The 18,279-nt window shown below is 69.1% G+C and carries 16 protein-coding genes, 1 tRNA gene and 2 pseudogenes; 10 read left to right on the plus strand and 9 right to left on the minus strand.

From position 1 onward, the window contains the following. Nucleotides 1-121 precede the first annotated feature (121 nt). The 5 genes and pseudogenes from AAD496_RS09860 to AAD496_RS09880 form a co-directional block, all read right to left on the minus strand. Nucleotides 122-1,750 (minus strand): annotated as a pseudogene (locus AAD496_RS09860) (AMP-binding protein); the annotation flags it as partial. Between the two features lie 69 nt (nucleotides 1,751-1,819). Further along, nucleotides 1,820-2,659 carry a DeoR/GlpR family DNA-binding transcription regulator gene (locus tag AAD496_RS09865; RefSeq protein WP_349828529.1) on the minus strand — a complete coding sequence of 280 codons (840 nt, stop codon included), beginning with the start codon at nucleotides 2,657-2,659 and terminating at the stop codon, nucleotides 1,820-1,822. A 10-nt stretch (nucleotides 2,660-2,669) separates the two neighbouring features. Next, nucleotides 2,670-3,725: a 4-hydroxythreonine-4-phosphate dehydrogenase PdxA gene (gene pdxA, locus AAD496_RS09870; protein ID WP_349828530.1), complete on the minus strand. Its 1,056-nt coding sequence runs from the start codon at nucleotides 3,723-3,725 to the stop codon at nucleotides 2,670-2,672. A 51-nt stretch (nucleotides 3,726-3,776) separates the two neighbouring features. After that, on the minus strand, nucleotides 3,777-5,309 hold the full coding sequence (locus AAD496_RS09875) for a four-carbon acid sugar kinase family protein (protein ID WP_349828531.1): 1,533 nt from the start codon (nucleotides 5,307-5,309) through the stop codon (nucleotides 3,777-3,779). Between the two features lie 3 nt (nucleotides 5,310-5,312). Then, nucleotides 5,313-5,837 (minus strand): GntP family permease, encoded by a 525-nt coding sequence (locus AAD496_RS09880; protein ID WP_349828532.1) that lies wholly within the window; start codon nucleotides 5,835-5,837, stop codon nucleotides 5,313-5,315. A 147-nt stretch (nucleotides 5,838-5,984) separates the two neighbouring features. Here AAD496_RS09880 and AAD496_RS09885 point away from each other — a divergent pair, with 147 nt between their 5' ends. The 9 genes from AAD496_RS09885 to AAD496_RS09925 all read left to right on the plus strand — a co-directional run bounded on the left by AAD496_RS09885 (nucleotide 5,985) and on the right by AAD496_RS09925 (nucleotide 14,605). Then, nucleotides 5,985-6,797, plus strand: a complete 813-nt coding sequence (locus AAD496_RS09885; protein ID WP_349828533.1) for a hypothetical protein — start codon at nucleotides 5,985-5,987, stop codon at nucleotides 6,795-6,797. A 227-nt stretch (nucleotides 6,798-7,024) separates the two neighbouring features. Further along, on the plus strand, nucleotides 7,025-7,690 hold the full coding sequence (locus tag AAD496_RS09890; RefSeq protein ID WP_349828535.1) for a dimethylamine monooxygenase subunit DmmA family protein: 666 nt from the start codon (nucleotides 7,025-7,027) through the stop codon (nucleotides 7,688-7,690). Continuing rightward, on the plus strand, nucleotides 7,687-8,748 hold the full coding sequence (locus AAD496_RS09895; RefSeq protein WP_349828536.1) for a PDR/VanB family oxidoreductase: 1,062 nt from the start codon (nucleotides 7,687-7,689) through the stop codon (nucleotides 8,746-8,748). Before AAD496_RS09890 ends, AAD496_RS09895 begins: the two co-directional genes overlap by 4 nt. Continuing rightward, nucleotides 8,745-9,788 (plus strand): heme-dependent oxidative N-demethylase family protein, encoded by a 1,044-nt coding sequence (locus AAD496_RS09900; protein ID WP_349828537.1) that lies wholly within the window; start codon nucleotides 8,745-8,747, stop codon nucleotides 9,786-9,788. Before AAD496_RS09895 ends, AAD496_RS09900 begins: the two co-directional genes overlap by 4 nt. 61 nt (nucleotides 9,789-9,849) lie before the next feature. Then, nucleotides 9,850-10,239, plus strand: a complete 390-nt coding sequence (locus AAD496_RS09905) for a cupin domain-containing protein (RefSeq protein WP_349828538.1) — start codon at nucleotides 9,850-9,852, stop codon at nucleotides 10,237-10,239. A gap of 287 nt (nucleotides 10,240-10,526) precedes the next feature. Further along, the gene (locus tag AAD496_RS09910) at nucleotides 10,527-11,897 is read left to right on the plus strand and encodes a trimethylamine monooxygenase (RefSeq protein WP_349828539.1); all 1,371 of its coding nucleotides are present in this window, start codon (nucleotides 10,527-10,529) and stop codon (nucleotides 11,895-11,897) included. A 184-nt stretch (nucleotides 11,898-12,081) separates the two neighbouring features. Then, the gene (locus AAD496_RS09915) at nucleotides 12,082-14,070 is read left to right on the plus strand and encodes a BCCT family transporter (RefSeq protein WP_349828541.1); all 1,989 of its coding nucleotides are present in this window, start codon (nucleotides 12,082-12,084) and stop codon (nucleotides 14,068-14,070) included. Between the two features lie 155 nt (nucleotides 14,071-14,225). Next, nucleotides 14,226-14,298 (plus strand) — tRNA-Ala (locus AAD496_RS09920). Nucleotides 14,299-14,383: 85 nt separating this feature from the next. Then, entirely contained in the window at nucleotides 14,384-14,605 is a 222-nt protein-coding gene (locus AAD496_RS09925) for a hypothetical protein (RefSeq protein WP_349828543.1), read from the plus strand. A gap of 258 nt (nucleotides 14,606-14,863) precedes the next feature. Here AAD496_RS09925 and AAD496_RS09930 read toward each other — a convergent pair. From AAD496_RS09930 to AAD496_RS09945, 4 genes and pseudogenes are all read right to left on the minus strand, one after another. Next, nucleotides 14,864-14,938: pseudogene (locus AAD496_RS09930) on the minus strand (hypothetical protein); the annotation flags it as partial. Nucleotides 14,939-15,190: 252 nt separating this feature from the next. Next, nucleotides 15,191-15,766 (minus strand): CueP family metal-binding protein, encoded by a 576-nt coding sequence (locus AAD496_RS09935; protein ID WP_349828544.1) that lies wholly within the window; start codon nucleotides 15,764-15,766, stop codon nucleotides 15,191-15,193. A gap of 96 nt (nucleotides 15,767-15,862) precedes the next feature. Further along, nucleotides 15,863-16,642: a cytochrome c biogenesis CcdA family protein gene (locus AAD496_RS09940; RefSeq protein ID WP_101620473.1), complete on the minus strand. Its 780-nt coding sequence runs from the start codon at nucleotides 16,640-16,642 to the stop codon at nucleotides 15,863-15,865. Beyond that, nucleotides 16,639-17,241 carry a TlpA family protein disulfide reductase gene (locus tag AAD496_RS09945; RefSeq protein WP_349828545.1) on the minus strand — a complete coding sequence of 201 codons (603 nt, stop codon included), beginning with the start codon at nucleotides 17,239-17,241 and terminating at the stop codon, nucleotides 16,639-16,641. The genes AAD496_RS09940 and AAD496_RS09945 overlap by 4 nt, the downstream gene beginning before the upstream one ends. A gap of 191 nt (nucleotides 17,242-17,432) precedes the next feature. Here AAD496_RS09945 and AAD496_RS09950 point away from each other — a divergent pair, with 191 nt between their 5' ends. After that, a complete protein-coding gene (locus AAD496_RS09950; RefSeq protein WP_349828546.1) occupies nucleotides 17,433-18,206 on the plus strand; it encodes a hypothetical protein in 774 nt (257 codons plus the stop codon). Nucleotides 18,207-18,279: the final 73 nt, after the last annotated feature.

Genomic DNA, 18,279 nt, shown 5'->3' on the forward strand with positions numbered 1-18,279 from the left:
TCTGTTCGTCGGTCGGTGGTCGGTGAGTCGGACCGTGGTCCGGTACCGGCCCGGCGGTGGTCGTCGGGAACGGTGGGCGGTCAGGGCGCCTCGGGAGCGGGGGCCGGGCGGAGGGATGGCCGACGACCGCGGCGATCGCAGAGACGGACTCCTCGTTCTGCAGGCTCGTCGTGTCCCTGAGCGCGGTCCCCTCGTGGAGCTGGGTGAGGAGACGACGCATGATCTTGCCCGAGCGGGTCTTCGGCACGGCGGGCACGGCGACGACCCGGGCGGGTTTGGCGACGGGGCCGATCTCGTGGGCGACGTGGGCGCGCAGGGTCGCCTCCAACCCGGCAGGGTCGAGGGCGCCGGCGTCCAGGCGTCTCTGTGCCTCCGTGGAGAGGACGACGAACGCGACGGCCGCCTGCCCCGTGAGTTCGTGGGTGACGGGAGCGGTACCCGCCTCGACGACGTCCGGGTGGGTGAGGAGGGCGGATTCCAGCTCGATCGTCGAGAGGCGGTGGCCGGAGACGTTGATGACGTCGTCGACGCGGCCGAGGAGATGGAGGTCGCCGTCCGCGTCCTGCTTGGCGCCGTCGCCGGAGAAGAACCAGCCCCGGGCCGCGTAGTCGCGGAAGTAGGAGGTGAGGTACCGCTCGGGATCACCCCACACGGTGCGGGCCATCGAGGGGCCCAGGCGATCGACGACGAGGTAGCCCTGGTCGCCGGTCGGGACCGGGGCGCCCGCCTCGTCGACGACGCGGGTGGACAGGCCCGGCAGCGCACGGGTGGCGCAGCCGGGTTTGGCGGTGCCGGCGTCCCAGGCGGTGTCCCGCGGGCGCGGGGACATGACGCAGGAGCCGGTCTCCGACTGCCACCACGTGTCGACGACGGGCAGGCGGTCGCCGCCGAGTTCTCGGCGGATCCACCGCCAGGCCTCGGGGTTGATCGACTCGCCGACGGTGCCGAGCAGGCGGAGGGAGGAGAGGTCCCAGCCGGCGGGGGTGTGGGCCGGGAGGCCGTCCGGGAAGTGGCTCATGTGGGAGCGGATGAGGGTGGGCGCGGTGTAGTAGGTCGTCACGCCGTAACGCTCGATGATCTCGAAGTGGCGGCCGGGGTGCGGGGTCTGCGGGGTGCCCTCGTAGATCACCTGGGTGACGCCGTTGAGGAGCGGGCCGTAGATCTCGTAGGTGTGCGCGGTGACCCAGGCGAGGTCGGCGGTGCACCAGTGGACGGTGTCGGCGACCTTCTGCGGATCGTTGGTGGCCGCGAGTTCGTCGCCGTCGGGGAGGAGATCGAAGAGGAGCGCGTGCGTGTAGGCGGTCTGGGTGAGGTAGCCGCCGGTCGTGTGGACAAGGCCCTTGGGCTTCCCGGTCGTGCCGGAGGTGTAGATGATGAACAGCGGGTGTTCGGCGTCGAAGAAACGCGGGGTATGGGTGGTGGGCCTGTCGGCGAGCGCCTGGTGCCACCAGAGGTCGCGGCCGGGGGTCCAGGGGAACGAGGCGGCGTCGGCGTTCGCCTTGACGGGGACGGCCGTGCCGCGGCGGAACTGACCGTCGGTGGTGACGAGGACCTTGGCGCCGGTGTCCTCGATACGGAAGCGCAGGGCCTCGGCGCTGAAGCCTCCGAAGACGAGGGAGTGGACGGCGCCGATCCGTGCGCAGGCGAGGGTGGCGACGATCGTCTCGGGGATGACCGGCAGATAGATGACCACCCGGTCCCCGGGTTCCACACCCAGGTCCTCGAAGGCGTGGGCGGCGCGGGAGACCTCGGCGAGCACTCGACGGATGGGGCAGGGGAGACGCCCGCCTGAGGCGGTGAAAGGAGGGACCGCCCGCCCTCAGGGCGCGGCGATCACCGTCACGCCGGCGGCCTCGAAGTCGGCCAGGCGGGCTCGGTCGCCGGTGTCCGTCACGAGTGTCCACCCCTCGCCCAGGTCCGCCCAGGCGGGTACCCGTCCGGCTCCGACTCCGGCCCTCGTGAACTTCGAGGAATCGGCGAGCACGACGGTGCGGGCCGTCCGGCGGGCCACGAGTTCCTTCAGCAGGGTCTCGTCGAGCGTGGGCTCACCCAGACCGTCCACCGGGTCGACGGCGTCCGCACCGAGGAAGGCGAGGTCGAAGGACATGCGGCGCAGCGCCTCGGTCGCCAGCGCTCCGGTCGTCCCGTGACTCTTCGTCCCCAGCACACCGCCGACCACCGTCACCTCGATCCCGGGCTCCCCGGCGAGCAGGATGGCGATCTCCGGCCCGCGCGTGACGACGGACAGGTCCGAACGGCCACGCAGTAGCCCTGCGAGCTCCGCGGTCGTGGACCCGGCGTCGAGGAACACCGTCGCCCCCGCGGTCACCATGTCCGCGGCGGCCGCGGCGATCGCCTTCTTCTCCCCGGTGTGCAGGCCCATCCGGACGCCGAGGGACTGTTCCTTGAACGGCGTGGCGACGGTCGCCCCGCCGTACGTCCGGCTGATGCTGCCGGCCGCCTCCAGGGCGGCGAGGTCACGGCGGACCGTCGAGATCGACACCGCGGAACGCTCCGCGAGGTCCTCGACGCGTTCCACACCGCCGCGCACGAGCGCGAGCAGTGCCTCGCGCCGGGCCACCGTCGTCCCCCGCGCGGCACCCGCACCCGAGGCGCCCGTCACTTCCGACTCTCCGCTCGAGCCCACACCCGCGCTCACGCCGACCACCTCACCGTGGCAGGTACTCGGCCCGGATCCCGGCCACGTGGGGTGCGTAGCCGAGAGCGGCGGCGTAGGCCGAACGCATGGTCCCGGCGTCGGCCAGGCCCTTGCCTGCGATGTCGAAGGCGGTGCCGTGGTCGACGGAGGTCCGGAGGATCGGCAGTCCGACGGTCACCGAGATCGTGCCGTCGAAGTCGAAGGTCTTCGTCGCGATGTGGCCCTGGTCGTGGTACTGCGACAGGATCCCGTCGTACCGGCCGGTAAATCCCTGGTGGAAGACGGAGTCGGCGGGGATCGGCCCGACGACGTCGAGACCCTTCGCCTGCACCGCCTCGACGGCGGGCCGCAGGATCTCGATCTCCTCGTCACCGAAGGCACCGTTCTCCCCGCCGTGCGGGTTGATCGCGGCGACGGCCAGGCGCGGGTTCTCGACCCCGTAGACCTGCAGAGCGCGGTGTGCGCGCTCGATCGAGTCGATCTGGGTCTCGACCGTGATCGCGTCGAGCGCCTTGCGCAGGCTCATGTGCCGGGTCGCGAAGAAGGTCTGGAGGCGGTGCCCGGCGGCGAGCGTTCGGTCGTTGACGAACATCGTGTCCTGCTTCGTCACCCCGGTGAGCTCCCCGAGCATCTCCGTGTGCCCCAGGTGCTCGGACCCGGCCGCCCACACGGCCTCCTTGTTGATCGGTCCGGTGACGATGCCGGAGACGTCCTGGGCCAGCGCCGCGGCGGCGCCGACCTCGATCGCCCGCACGGCCGCGCGACCGGCCCGGGCGTCGACGGTGCCCCATGCGGGCAGGTCGTCCCCGAGGACGCCGATGTCGTACACGTCGATGACGCCCGCGCCCGCGGGTGCGACGGCCCAGTCGTCGACGACGCGGACCTCGACGTCGAGGCCGAGGACCTCGACGGCCCGGCGCATGACGGCGGCGTCGGCCACCGCGATGCCGTGCTGGCCGGTGTCGGCGGCGTACTCGGCGAGGACCGCCGCGGTGATCTCCGGTCCGATGCCCACCGGGTCTCCGACGGTCACGGCGAGGACGGGGTGCTGGGAGTGGTCGGCCATGATTACCTCACTGGTTCGAGTGCCGGCTGGAGCTCTCCGGCGGGGGAGTGGTCAGAAGATCGTCGGTTGGTCGGGGTCGGGTTCCCGGCGCCTGCGGCGGGTCCGGGTCGGTCCGGTCCGGTCCTCCGCCGCCGAGGCGCCCTGCCCCGGGTCCTCGCACGTGGCCTCGGCCGCCGGTTGCACCGGGGTCCGGCCGCCGTCCCGAGCGGCCCGTTCGGCGGCCTCCCGGAGGACCTCGACGCAGTGGAGGGTCGTCTCGGTCGAGCCGACGAGCCCGCCCTTCGTCACGACCGGCAGTCCGGCGTGCTGACCGCCGACCAGGTGACCGGTGGCCGCGAGCGGGACGACCTCGCCGGTCACCTCGATCCCGTGGGCACCGACCGCGCCGAGGACGGCGGTCGTGATGTCCCCACCGGTGGTGAACAGCCCGCCGACGGGACGCGACCGCAGCGTGGCCGCCGCGATCTCCCCGAGGGCGAGGGGAAGGCGTTCGGACGCCTCGGCGCCGAGGGCGACGACGTCCCCGGGTTCGAGGACGGTCGCGAGGACGACGACGTCACCGGTGGCGGCGCGGTCGAGGGTCCGAGCGAGGACTGCGACGGTCCGGTCGACGTCCGGGATCCGGGAACCGGACGGGTACACGGGTTTCACCAGGTGGACGCACGCGCGGTCGGTGGGCCCCCTGGACACCGCAGGCCCTGTGGCCCGCGCCGATCCCTCTCTACCAGGGACCGGCGCCTGAGTCGGACGCAGGGACCGGGACAGGTGGTCGAACTGGCGCATGGTGAGATCGGTGGCGGATCCGGAGACGGCGAGCAGGGGCGCGGGTTCGGTGGCCCCGGACAGGCCGAGCGCCTCGGCGATGGCCAGGGACCCGGGACCGGGATCGATCCCCACCCACACGAGGTCGGGATCGACCTGTGCGGAGGCGGCGACGGCGGCCCGGGCCACGCGATCGAGGTGGGCGTCGGTGAAGGCGTCGGCGACGAGGACGTCGATGCCCGCGAACAGGGCGTCCCGGATCGCCGCGACGAGGTAGTCGGTGTTGCCGGTGATCGTGCTGAGTTTCAACGTACGGGTCTTCAGGCCGGTGCCGCCGGCCCTGAGGATCTCCTCGACGTTCGAGGTCCGCATGGGGGAGCGGACGTCCCGGGCGAGTTCCGTCTGCTCCAGGCGCACGCCGTCGACCAACTGGTTGCCACCCACCGTCTGCCTCCCGGCGGACGGGTAGGCGGGCATGCACAGGCCGACGGCGCGGGCGCCTCGCCCGCGGAGGGTGGAGAGGACCGCGGCGGCCTGGACGCCGACGTTGCCCCGCAGGGTGGAGTCGCAGCGGCTCGCGACGAACCGCACCTCGCCCGCGGCGAGGACGGCCTGCGCGGTGAGCTCGGTGGCCTGCTCCGCGGGCAGGTGCCGGGAGTCGGTGACGAGCACGAGCGTGTCGTAGACCTGAGCGTGGTCGGCGATCGTGCCGACGGGCGTGTCGCTGCGCAGGGTCACCGAGCGCAGACCCGCGCGGGTGAACCCGGCCGCGGTGCCGTTGGACCCGGTGAGATCGTCACCGACGACGAGGACCTGGGACATCGATCAACCCACCACCAGGTTCGCGAGGACGAGGAGCGGGATGGAGCCCGCCCACGCGACGGTCGTGATGCCGGACCAGCCCTTGATGGCGTCGAGTCCGTCGAGGCCGGTGAACCGCGTGACGACCCAGAAGTAGGAGTCGTTGAAGTAGCTGAACACCATGGAGCCGGCCACGCAGGCCATCGTCGCGATGAGCGGGGAGACCCCGAGGGTCGCGACGAGCGGGACGGTGACGGAGGCGGCGGTGAGCATGGCGACGGTGCCGGATCCCTGGGCCAGGCGGACGAGGGTGGCGATGAGGAAGGGCACGAGGAAGGCCGGGAGCATGGTCGCGGCGATCGCCTGGGCCAGGGCGTCACCGACGCCGGAGTCCTTGAGGACCTGGCCGAAGGCGCCACCGGCACCGGTGATGAGGAGGATGAGACCGGCATCGGCCGCCGCCGAGGCGAGCCAGCGGTGGGCCTTCTTGCGCGGGGTCCAGCGGGGCAGTGCGCACCTCCGCCGATCCGGGGCGGTCGAAGGTCGCACGCCCTCGCCGAAACCCCTCGGTCACCGGTGAAATCCACCTGCAACCGACCCGTTCCCCCGGTGTCACCCCGGGCGGGCGCCACGGGCGGAGGATGTCCCCCGACACCGACCCCACGCCCGGGGTCGCACGGTCCGGGGAGGTCCGCAGTGCACGTAGCCGTCGACGTCCGAGAAGAACAGTTCCGATGCGCCCGCGCGGGTGCGTCCATCGGGTGGCGGGAGGTGTTCCCGGGATGGGGCCGACACGACCGGTTCGGGATCGTCGTCCGCGAGCCATACGGGTCACTCGGCGCCTCCCTGCTCATGCAACTGGCGTGCCTGGCCTTCTACGACACGCACCCCGCGCGCCGGGGCGAGAGCACCCCGCAGTACCCGCAGGTCTACGTGTTCCACGTCGGCGGACCCTGGGGTGACCACAGTTCCTACGACGTGTGGCCGGCCACCCACGAGGTGTTCCTCGGTGAGGACCCCTACGAGCTCCTGTGCGCGATCAACGACCGTGCGATCACCCGCCTCGCGGTGCCCGAGTGGCGGGTCCGGAAGGACGACACCTTCACGCCGGAGGCGATGAGTCGGTGGTCGGCCCGCCATCGCGCGCTCGAGGCGATCCCCGACGTCCACGTCTACGCTCCCGACGGTGTGGTCGAGGGTGCCGATCTCGTCCTGTCCTCCGACGCGGAGGAGCTGGAACGCATGTTCGACTGGTCGATGGACCTGGAGGGCACCGCCCACCACTTCGGGGAGGAGATCAGCGACGACGGGATCCTGGCACTCGGTCTCGGCCCTTCCGTCCCGCAGGACATCCGCAACTGGGCGGGTCATCTGGGCGCGAAGGCGAACGAGGTGCCCCTCCAGATGCGCCTCCACCTCGCGGTACTGCGGCGGAAGACCCTCCGCGAAGGGGTCCGTCACCAGGGCTTCCGCACGGTGCCCACCGCACGGGGGCTCCTCATGCTGTGACGGGTGCCGCCGCGCACCGGTGTGGGCGCCCGTAACCCTCCCGTCACCGGCGAAACGGGACCGAAACCCGGGTTTTCCGGCCGCGACATCACCGCCGGTTTCCTGTGGGGAATTCTTGTATCACCACAGTGAATTCGGTGGTGAGAGTGAAGCCGGTGGTGAGGACCTGACCACCGATGACCGAACCGCCCAGAGCTGTCAGCAGTACGATCCCAGGAGGCGACACGATGACCGCGAGCGAGACGACCACTGTGCCGGTGTCCCCGATGACCCCGGTCCCTCAGGCGGCACACTCGACGCCGACCGATCCGGCGGACGTGATCCCCTTCGGGTGCTCCGTGCCCCGCGCCGAGATCGCTGTGTCGGCCGGCACCCCCGCTGCCGAGGCGCCCGCGGGCCTTCCCCTCGACCGCGCGGTCCACGTCCACGCCGTCGGGTTCGGGGCCTCCGGCCGTCGCGTGACACGTGCCCTCGTCGACGGCGCACCCTGCCCCGTCACCCTCCGGTCCTACGAGGAGGCCGACCCGACGGCGCTCGCCGAGATCGCCGGTGCCATGAAGCAGTCCCCGGTCGGTGTCCGCCTCGTCCTCGCCGGTCCCCAGGTCGACGTCCACGCCGCGCGCTCCCGGGCGCTCGGGGTGGGACTCGTCCCGGAGGAGATCCTCACCTCCGTCACCTGTGCGGCCGACATCCAGCTCTACTGTCCCCACTGCAAGGAGGTGAACCGGTCCCGCGCACGGGTCGGTGACACGACCTCCTGCCTCGGGTGCCGGCGGGACCTCCTCGTCTACCACCACTTCTCCCGTCGCCACGCGGCGTACCTCGGTTTCATGGTCGACGCCGAGGACCCCGCGGCCCAGCCCCGGGCCGAGCGCCGACTGGTGGCGGCATGACGGCGAGGACGGACACCGCGGTGGGTGCCGGGGTGCAGGGCGCCTCGGCGGTGGGAGCGGCTGCCGGAGAGAGCGCGGAGGTCCTGCCGCCGGTACTGCGGGAGGGCATGGACCTCGTCGTCGACCGCGTGGTCGAGGAGACCGCGGGGATCCGGTCGATCGCCTTCGTCGACCCGCACGGACACGACCTGCCCGGCTATGTGCCCGGCAGCCACCTGGTCCTCGCCTGCCGTACGGCCGAGGGCCTGCGGACGAACGCCTACTCGCTCACGGGCAGCGGCCTGTTCCCGGAGGCCTACACGATCAGCGTCCTGCGGGAGTCGGCCGGGCGAGGCGGCAGCCGCTGGGTGCACGGCCTGCGGTCGGGCGACACGGTGCGGGTCTCGCGACCCCGCAGTGCTTTCCCGCCAGTGGTGAACGCCACGCACCTGCTGCTCGTCGCGGCGGGGATCGGGATCACGCCGATCCTCTCGCACCTGCGGGCGGCGCTCGAGCGGGGAACTCCCGTGACCGTCCTCTACGTCCACCGGCCGGGGGAGGGGGCGCACGCCCAGGTCGTCCGGGATCTCGTCGCGAGTACCCCGGGGGCGGAACTCGTCGAGTACTCCGACCGGCACGCCTTCACCGAGGCGTTCGGCACCCGCGTGCGGCGCTGTTCGATGGGCACCCACGTCTTCACCTGTGGGCCCGGGCCCTTCATGGAGGCGGTCGAGGAGACCGCGCTCGCCGCCGGATGGCCGGCGGCCCGGATCCACTCGGAGGCCTTCGGGCTCGCCGACCTCGACCCGGGCACCCCGTTCACCGCCGTGCTCGCACGCTCGGGTGACCGGGTCCCGGTCCCCGCCGGGGTGTCCCTGCTCGAAGCACTCGAGGGTGTGGGCCGGTCGGTGCCGAACATGTGCCGCCAGGGTGTGTGCGGCGAATGCCGGCTGAAGGTGACCCGGGGGCCCGTCACCCACCGCGACACCTACCTGAGCGACGAGGAGAAGGACCGGGGTGACGCAGTGATGTGCTGCGTGTCCCGGGCCGCCACGGACGAGATGGAGATCGACCTGTGAGCACTGTGTCCGCCACTGCACCGACAGCGACCGATGCACCGACACCGGCTGTCGGTCCGGCCGCCGCCACCCCGACGGGCGCTCCCGTCACCGACCTGACCACCTTCCCGTTCCCGTTCCGCGACGAGATCTACCGGTACTCCGCCAATCTCGAACCCGGGGGCAAGGAGGTGCCGACCGCCGCGGGTGCCTGGGGTCGCGAGGTGATCGTCGTCGACGCCCATTACGAGGCCGAACTGGCCGAACGCGCCCGGATCCTCGACCGGGACCCGACGCGGCACGCCTCGTCGCCACACATGCGCACCGCCGAGTGGGACGCACTGACCCACGTGCTCGGCCGGTTGGCGGCGGACCGCCCCGAGACATTCCGGCTCACCCGCTCCGGTCACGACTTCCACTGGGAGAACGACCTCACCGGTCAGCAGCTCGACTTCACCTGGGGCGATGACCGCAGTGTGCCCGGCGGTCCGCTGAAGTTCCTGTCCTCCCAGGTCCAGGAGGACGTGGCCCTGCTCGACCAGCGCGAAGGCTCCCTGTGGTTGGACGCCGGGGTGGTCACCTTCGCCGCCGACTGGTCGATGGGCTTCGACACCGGCATGCGGTTCCAGGAGATCCACGGGCCTGTTCCCCGGGTCCATGCCGAGCGGATCATCGCCCGTGCCGAACAGTTCATGATGCGGCTCGAACCGGGGGAGGCCTACCGGCGCACCAACTGGACCCTCACCGTCGACCGGAAGCTCGACACCTCCACGGAGACCTACCCCGAATGGGGCCCCGACCGGACCGCGGTCCTCGACATGACCGGTGAGGAGGCCGCCCGCCGCGTGCACCTGCGCGTCGAGGTCCAGCACATCGTCCGCCTCCCGCACTCCGGTGCGGTCATGTTCCTCATCCGGTCCTACCTGGAGCCGATCCACCGGTTGGCACAGGTGCCCGAGTGGCGGGAGTCGATGGCCCGCGTCATCGCCGAGCTGCCCGAGGACATGGCCGACTACAAGGGGATCATCGGCTACCGCCACGTCCTCACCGACTGGCTCTGAGCTGCGTTCGACGCGGCCCCACTCCCACAGACCCTCCCTCACACCGATAAAGGAGAACACCATGACCGCCGAGACCACCACCGACCTGCCGATCGCCGACGTCACCAAAGCTGGTGCCATCCAGGTCGCCGCCAACGGCCACACCCGCCTGCCGAAGATGGAGATCCCGAACGCCGCGATCGGCGATTCCTTCTTCAACCCCGGCGGGTCCCGCCTGGCCTCCGGCTTCTTCGAGCTCAAGGCCGGCGAGGCCCTGGAATACCAGTACACCTACGACGAGATGAAGTTCGTGGTGAAGGGCGAGTTCCATCTCACGGACCTCGGCACCGGCGAATCGATCGTCGCGAAGGCCGGCGAGATCATCTTCTTCCCCAAGGGGGTCAACGTGAAGTTCGAGACGCCGGAGTACGCCCTCGGGTGCTTCACCGGCGACCGCGACTTCCCGGCCTGAGTCGCACCGGGACCGTGCTCCCGAGGCGCCCTGGCCCGCACCCCGACGCAACCGGGCAGTGATTGCCCGGACCGCGCTCCCGAGGCGCCCTGGCCCGCACCCCGACGCAACCGGGCAGTGATTGCCCGGACCGCGCTCCCGAGGCGCCCTGCACTCCCACCAGGAGTGCAGGGAGCCCCTCAGCATCGGTGGTCGTCGTCGCGATCGGTTATACATCACCGGTCACCTATAGTGAAAAGTCCGACAGGACGAATTACGTATTGCTCTATACCGACAGGAACTGAACGATGACCGGAACCACCGGAGAGAAGAAGCCCGCCGACATGCGCGTCGCCGTGATCGGCGCAGGCCCCAGCGGCCTCGCCCAGCTGCGCGCCTTCGCCTCGGCGCGGAAGGACGGCGTCGACATCCCGGAGGTCGTCTGCTTCGAACGGCAGTCCGACCTCGGCGGCCAGTGGAACTACTCGTGGCGTCACGGTACCGACGAGTACGGCGAGCCCGTGCACTCCTCGATGTACCGCCACCTGTGGTCGAACGGGCCGAAGGAAGCCCTGGAGTTCACCGACTACACCTTCGACGAGCACTTCGGGCGGCCCATCAGCTCCTACCCGCCCCGCGCCGTCCTGTGGGACTACATCTCCGGCCGGATCGAGCGCGACGGCCTGCGTGAGTGGATCCGCTTCTCGACCGTCGTCCGGAACGTCGCGTACCACGCGGAGGACCGGACCTTCACCGTCGTCTCCGAGAACCTGGCCACGCACGAGGAGACGGTGGAGGTGTTCGACCGGGTGATCGTCGCGACCGGTCACTTCCACAACCCGAACGTGCCGGCCTTCGCGGGGATCGAGACCTTCCCCGGCCCCGTGTGCCACGCCCACGACTTCCGCGGTGCCGAACACATGAAGGGCAGGACGGTCATGATGATCGGCGGGTCCTACTCCGCCGAGGACATCGGTCTGCAGGCGCACAAGTTCGGGGCCGCGAAGGTGCTCATCAGCCACCGCGGCCAGGAGTCGATGGGCTTCGGTTGGCCCGCGGGAGTCGAGGAGGTCCCGGTGGTCACCCGTTTCGAGGGTCGCACCGCGCACCTGGCCGACGGCTCGACCCGGGAGGTCGACGAGGTCGTCCTGTGCACCGGCTACCGCCACTCCTTCCCGTTCCTGCCCGAGGAGCTCACCCTCCGCACGCCCAACAACCTGTGGCCGGAGGGCCTGTACAAGGGAGTCGTGTTCGAGAAGAACACCGACCTCTTCTACCTGGGCATGCAGGACCAGTGGTTCACCTTCAACATGTTCGACGCCATGGGCTGGTACGTCCGGGACGTGATCCTCGGCCGGATCGAACTGCCCGAGCCTGCTGCGATCCGCGCCGACATCGAGGCGTGGTCGGCCAAGTACGCCGCCGTCGAGACGGTCGCCGAGGACGCCCAGTTCCAGGGTGACCACTTCAAGGACCTGCTGGCGCCGACCGACTACCCGCACTTCGACGTCGACGCCACCGTGCAGATGTTCCTCTCCTGGAAGGGCGACAAGAAGAAGGACATCACCACGTACCGCGACCAGCGCTACACCTCGATGCTCACCGGCACGCTCGCCGCCGAGCCGAACACGAAGTGGCTGGACGCCCTGGACGACTCCCCGGAGGCGTACCTGGCCTGAGTGGTAGGGGGACTGCACGGCACCTCGGGATCGGGAGACCGCCCCCGGGGCGCCGGGTCGTTCGTGCAACTGTTGCGTCGCGATGATGTGACGTCGGACCGCGACCTGCCGTTTTCCCTTGAATCTGCTGGACTTTACGACAAAGGTATGGCCGTAAACATGATCGTCGAGAGTACGGAACAGTATGAGTAGCGATGCACAACGACCAGACCAGACACCACCGGAGGACGCCTCGGCGGCCGGTCCCGGCGAGGGGAGCGGTCTCCTGACGGCGGACCCGACCGCGGTCGCCTCCGGCTCGGTGCACCTGCCGGCCTCCCATCGGATCGCGGAGGACGACACCGACGCGCAGATCACCGAGAAACTGCGCCGACAGGGCGTGAAGATCGGCAAGGGCATGATCGCGCCGCGCGTGTTCTGGCCCTCGCTCCTCATCATCCTGGCCGTCGCGTTCATCGCGGTGATCTTCCCCGGTGCCACCGACACGGTGTTCAACGGCGTCCAGGGTTGGATCGTCTCGACGCTCGGCTGGTACTACATGCTCATCATCGGACTGTTCGTGGTCTTCGCGATCGCGCTGTCCGCCAGCAGTCTGGGTCGGATCCGACTGGGCAAGGACGACGAGAAGCCCGAGTTCGGTGTCTTCTCGTGGTTCGCCATGTTGTTCGCCGCCGGTATGGGCATCGGCCTCGTCTTCTACGGTGTCGGTGAGCCGCTCACCTTCGCCTCCGTCTCGCCCAAGCCGGGCTGGGACGGCACGCAGGAGGAGATCGCCGGTCTCGCGATGGCGCAGACCTTCATCCACTGGGGCCTGCACCCCTGGGCGATCTACGCGATCATCGGCCTGGCGCTGGCCTACTCGATCCACCGTCGTGGCCGTCCGGTCTCCATCCGCTGGGCGCTCGAACCGCTCTTCGGGAACAAGGTCAAGGGCTGGCTCGGTGACGCCATCGACATCACCGCGATCTTCGGCACCGTGTTCGGTGTCGCGACCTCGCTGGGCCTCGGTGTCCAGCAGATCGCGACCGGCATGAATGTCGTCGGTCTCGTGAGCACCCAGGAGACCTGGTTCCTCGTCGTCCTCATCGCCGTCATCACGTTCCTCGCGACGTTCTCGGTGATCTCGGGACTGGGTGCAGGCATCAAGTGGCTGTCGAACATCAACCTCTCGCTCGCCGGTCTGCTGCTCGTCACCGTCCTCGTGTTCGGTCCGACGGTGTTCCTCATGCAGAACTTCGTCCAGTCGATCGGCCTGTACCTGGCCAACCTCATGGACTTCACGTTCAACTCCGACGCCTTCGGTGGCGAGGAGGCGGCGGGTTGGTTCAGCGGCTGGACGATCTTCTACTGGGGCTGGTGGATCGCCTGGGCGCCCTTCGTCGGTGTCTTCATCGCCCGTATCTCGCGCGGACGTACCGTGCGTGAGTTCATCGCCGGTGTGCTCATCGTGCCGACGATCGTCGGGTTCTTCTGGTTCTCCGTCATGGGTGGTTCCGGTCTGTACCGGCTGCTCTTCGAGGACAGCTTCCTGGAGGACGCCGGCCTCATCACCGAGGACGGCGGGCTCGCGACCGAGAAGGCTCTGTTCACGGTCCTCGGCGACCTGCCCCTCGGACCGATCCTCTCGGTGATCGCGATCATCCTCGTGGCGATCTTCTTCATCACGAGCTCCGACTCCGGTTCGCTCGTCGTCGACATGCTCGCCTCCGGTGGTCACCCGAACCCGCCGGCCTGGTCGCGTGTCGTGTGGGCGCTGCTCGAGGGTCTGCTCGCCGCGGCCCTGCTGCTCGCCGGTGGGCTCGGGCCGCTGCAGGCCGGTTCGCTCATCACCGCGCTGCCCTTCAGCGTCATCCTGCTGCTCATGTGCGTGGCGACGCTGCGGGCGCTCAAGATCGACAGTGACCGGATCAAGGAGCGGGAACGTCAGGAGCGCCTGGCGGCTCTCACCGCCCACGTGTCCGAGCACGTCACCGAGCAGGTGACGGACGAGGTCGCCTCCACACTCGGCGATCAGGTCACCGACCGGGTGACCACTCACCTGGACACCCGGATCGGCAAGTGGCCGCAGCTGGAGGACTGGGTGGACGAGCGGATCGACTACCGCATCTCCCGGACGAAGAGCGCTTTCAACGGCCGGTTCTCCGCGCTGTTCGACCGGTTCCGCCGGAAGTGAGTCGCTGAGTCCATCATCGGCCCGCGTGTGGGAGATCCCACGCGCGGGCCGATTTGGTGTCGATCGGGGAGCAGGAGTAACCTGTTCTCGTCGTTCCACACGGCAGGTCACCTGGGGTTCCACCCGGAACAGGCAGGTGGCGCACAGTCACATACGGGGCTATAGCTCAGTTGGTAGAGCGTTTCGTTCGCAATGAAAAGGTCAGGGGTTCGATTCCCCTTAGCTCCACCTCGGGGGAAGTGTTGAACTCTACGTTCAGCACTTCCCCCGTTTCCTTCATCTCGTTCAGATCATCCAGCGTGAACTCAGCCCCGTGGTCGAGGAACCACGACGCGATGGTCAGCGTCGCCGCGCCGACGAAGATCTTGTCGACGAAGTACTCGAACAGCAGGTCCCTGGTCTGGGGGGCCATCGTTGCGTGCGCGAACCGCTGGTAGAACGTCCCGATCCAGGCCTCGTCCTCGAACAGGATCGCCTTGACGTGCTCGGCTTGGATCGCTGCGTCCAGCTCCTTCTTCTGCTGCTCCAGCGATGACATGGCCTCGGCCGTGGACTCGTTCATGATGCCCATCGCGATGGCCTTGACGAAGTTGCCCAGCTTAGCCTCCACGTCCTTCCTGCGGGCCTCCAAGCCCTCCAGGACGTCTCTGCCGCGCTCGTGTGTCTCCCGGTAGTGGGAGGCCATGTCGACTGCCAGGGAGGCCAGCATCTCTGTGTCGTCGAGGAAGGACTCGACGACAGCGGCCACCCGCTCCTCGATCTCGTCCTTGCGCACCGACTTGGCGGTGCACTTCTTCTTCCGCTGGTTCAGGCAGTAGTAGTACCGGTGCTTCCGCCCGGTCTGCGACGTGCCCGAGACACCCTCCATCGACGCGCCGCACCGCTCGCAGAACAGCCGACCGGTCAGCCAGTAGTCGGGCGCCTCGTCGCGTGGTCAGCTGCCGCCACGCCCACCGAAGCAGCCCCACGAACCCGATGTCGGCCGGTGCTGCCTTCGTCGGCGGGGTCGCTCCGGGCGCGCCGGATCCGCTGGTGGAGTCGGACTGCCGCGTCGATGTTGCCGCCCGTGCCTGATGCAACGGCTTCATGGTCACGGTCTCGCTTCGCCCACCGCTGCTTTTTAGGTGAGTTGCAGGTCGGTGATGCAGGTGGCGCCGTCGTCGGTGGTGGTGAAGTCCGAGGCGCCCGTCCGGCCGTCGTGGCTGATCTCGATGATGCCGGTGATGTCGCTGGGCACCCAGAAGCCGATGAACCCGTTGTCAAAGGTGGCCACCTGCTCGTCGACCACGGTCTCACCGGTGGTGCTGTCGGTGATCTGGACGTCGACGGTTGTGTTGCTGAGCTCGCCCTGGCAGGTGGTCAGGCTGTGGTAGAAGCAGTCATGTGTCTGGTCGACGTAGGGGGCGATCGATAGGTACGACAGGTTCTGCGGCAGGTCCAGGGTCACTTCCTGCGTGTTGTCGGTCAGCACCAGCTCATCGGGATAGACGGATGCGATCAGGTCCACAGGCCTGTCGGCTGTCTCGAGCTGGTCCAGATGGTTGATGATCTCCAACGTATCCATGTTGTCGAGGTCGTAGGTGGCAAGGAGATCAGCCTGCGAGCCGGTGCTGGGTGATGGTTCGGAGTCTGCTGCCGGCGCGCATCCTGCGAGCACCAGCGAGAGTGTCGCTGCAGCGACCGCTATTCGTTTCACGTTCATCTCCTTGTCGTTCGGGCGGGTGCCCGAGGGTCAGCATGCGCAGGAGTGAGGACTGCGAATGCGTGGTCTCACTGAGTGGGCGGGGGTGTGTCAGATGATGGTTTCGAAGCCGCCGATCATGCCTTGCAGGCTGTTGACCCACTGGGTCCAGACGCCGCTGACGAGCAGCACGCCGATGATGATGAGCATCGCCCCGCCGATCCGGCTGATCAGCAGGTGGTGGTCTCTGGCCCACTGCAGCCTGCCGGTGCCCTTGACGATGAGCACGGCCACGACGATGAACGGCACTCCCAGTCCGAGGCAGTACATCAGCGTCAGCAGGGCACCGCGCCAGATGCCGTCGGTGCCGGTTACCCCGAAGCTGGTCGACAGCGCCAGCACCGCCGCGAGTGTGGGACCCATGCACGGGGCCCAACTGAAGGCGAAGGTGGCGCCCAGGGCGGGGGCACCCCACAGCCCGGCGGGTGGACGCTTGGAGATGCGGGCGGTGCGCTGGAACATGCCGATCCCGCCCATGAACACGATGCCGGCGATGATGACGACGACACCCATCACGCGGTTGAGGACATCGGCCCACTGGCTGAGCAAGACACCGGCGAGGCTGAACGCCAGGCCCATCGACACGAAGACCGCGGCGAAGCCGACAATGAACAGGGAAACCCCGATGACGACCCGGCTGATCTTCCGGTCGGTCAACGCGGCGGCACCCAACCCGGTGACGTAGCCGACGTAGCCGGGGACCAGCGGCAGGACGCACGGGGAAAAGAACGAGACCGCCCCGGCCAGGATGGCCACCGGGATCGCCAACAGCATCGGACCGGACAAGGCGGTCTGCGAAAAGGTCTCACCGATGGAGGCTGTGAGTGTCATGCCGGCTCGTCCAGCACGTCGCCGATCAACGCTTTGAGGGTGGACTCGTCCACAGCTCCCATCACCCGCGCCGCCGCCCTGCCCTGGGCGTCCAGGACCACGGTGGACGGGACCGCCTGCGGGGGCAGCACCGCACCGAGGGCTGCCACACCGAGCCCGTCCTGATCGAGCATGGACGGAAACGTCAGATCGAAGGTCCTGGCGAACGCGTCGGCGGCCGGTGCCTCATCGCGAACATTGATGCCCAAGAACTTCACGCCGTCGGCTTGGTATCGCTCGTAGTTGGCCTGCAGTGCGGGGGCTTCCTTGCGGCACGGAGGGCAGGCGGCGTACCACAGGTTGAGCACCACCGGGGCTCCACGCCAGTCGGCAAGGTCGAAGGCAGTGCCGTCGGTGTACTCACCGGCCAACTCGATCGGCTCACCCCGCTCACCGATGGGCAGTTGGGTGATGACCCCGGCCCCGGAAATATAGCCCTGCTCATTGACCTCCGGCACCTGGTCGGCATCGCTGCCGCATCCGGCCAGGCCAAGCGCGAGGAGGACGGTCAACGAGCCTGACCGGCGGATCATCGAACGACGTGACAGAGGTGAGAGCATCCTTCTTCTTCAACTCGCAGGAAAACGACTCCCTCCATTCTGGTCGAGCCGGAGATGGTGAAACGACCGGGATTCTTGAAGCTTTGATAAAGAATGCCGGTTCACGGCCTGGTGGCGGGGCGGTCGCGCAGTTCTCGGGCCACATACTTGAGACCGTCCGCCACGCCTGCCCCCGCTGGAGGTTCACTGCTGTGCTCACGGTCGTCAGGCGCGCTGTGGTCGCGCTCGTCGGGGGAGTTCTCATCGCAGCCGGCAGCGTGACCCCGGCTGTCGCACATCAGCAGTGGTTCGTTGCTGACCCTCAGGACTATCCGGTCGACGGTGCGGCGTTGCTGCGCCCGGGCGTCCTGCTTGGAGTCGTCGTGGCCGTCGTGGTCACTCTCCTGGGGCGGGCCGCCGCCTCGCGGCTGTCGGTGCCGGAACTGTCAGCGTTCAAACCGGCACGCCTCCTGGCGGTGCTGGCACCGTGGGCGCCGCGCATTCTGGCCTTGCATGTGGGTCTCAGCCTGATTGTCCTCTCCTTCTCCGGTGCGGTCCTCAGCCCCACCTTTCGAGCGCCGGACAGGTGGGAAGCCCTCCTGCTCGTGCCGCAGATCATCGTGGGCGTGATGCTGATCGCCGGGGTCTTCGTGCGCATTGCAGCCGTCGCGATCGTGCTTGCCGCCACCGGCATCACCGTTGCCTCCGGGTGGGAATCGGTGGCCAGTACAGCGGTACTCGTGGGCAGCGCAGTGTTCCTCTTCGTCCTGCCCCCGCGCGCAACGGAAGGCTCCCGCGGTGCGCTCGATGCCCGGACGCTGTCCAGAGCAGGGCTGGCGCTCAAGCTCGGGGCCGGAGTGTCGCTGATCGGCTTGGCCATCAGTGAAAAGCTCGCTAACCCGGACATGGCCCAGGCGATGCTCGTGCAGGTGCCAGTGCTCAACGTCCTGGCCCCCTCGGCGTCACCCCGGAGAGCTTCGCACTGATCGCCGGCGGGGTCGAACTTGCCCTGGGCCTGCTGCTGATCTCCGGTGCCCTGCCGCAGCTCATCGCCCTCGT

This window comes from Brevibacterium litoralis, assembly GCF_040212315.1.
GTDB classification, from domain to species: domain Bacteria; phylum Actinomycetota; class Actinomycetes; order Actinomycetales; family Brevibacteriaceae; genus Brevibacterium; species Brevibacterium litoralis.

Coding starts and splice junctions, on each gene's coding strand:
- pdxA (WP_349828530.1), bottom strand. CDS start 3,725: ATGGCCGACCACTCCCAGCACCCCGTCCTCGCCGTGACCGTCGGAGAC.
- AAD496_RS09895 (WP_349828536.1), top strand. CDS start 7,687: ATGACGGCGAGGACGGACACCGCGGTGGGTGCCGGGGTGCAGGGCGCC.
- AAD496_RS09905 (WP_349828538.1), top strand. CDS start 9,850: ATGACCGCCGAGACCACCACCGACCTGCCGATCGCCGACGTCACCAAA.
- AAD496_RS09940 (WP_101620473.1), bottom strand. CDS start 16,642: ATGACACTCACAGCCTCCATCGGTGAGACCTTTTCGCAGACCGCCTTG.
- AAD496_RS09945 (WP_349828545.1), bottom strand. CDS start 17,241: ATGCTCTCACCTCTGTCACGTCGTTCGATGATCCGCCGGTCAGGCTCG.
- AAD496_RS09910 (WP_349828539.1), top strand. CDS start 10,527: ATGACCGGAACCACCGGAGAGAAGAAGCCCGCCGACATGCGCGTCGCC.
- AAD496_RS09875 (WP_349828531.1), bottom strand. CDS start 5,309: ATGTCCCAGGTCCTCGTCGTCGGTGACGATCTCACCGGGTCCAACGGC.
- AAD496_RS09915 (WP_349828541.1), top strand. CDS start 12,082: ATGAGTAGCGATGCACAACGACCAGACCAGACACCACCGGAGGACGCC.
- AAD496_RS09890 (WP_349828535.1), top strand. CDS start 7,025: ATGACCGCGAGCGAGACGACCACTGTGCCGGTGTCCCCGATGACCCCG.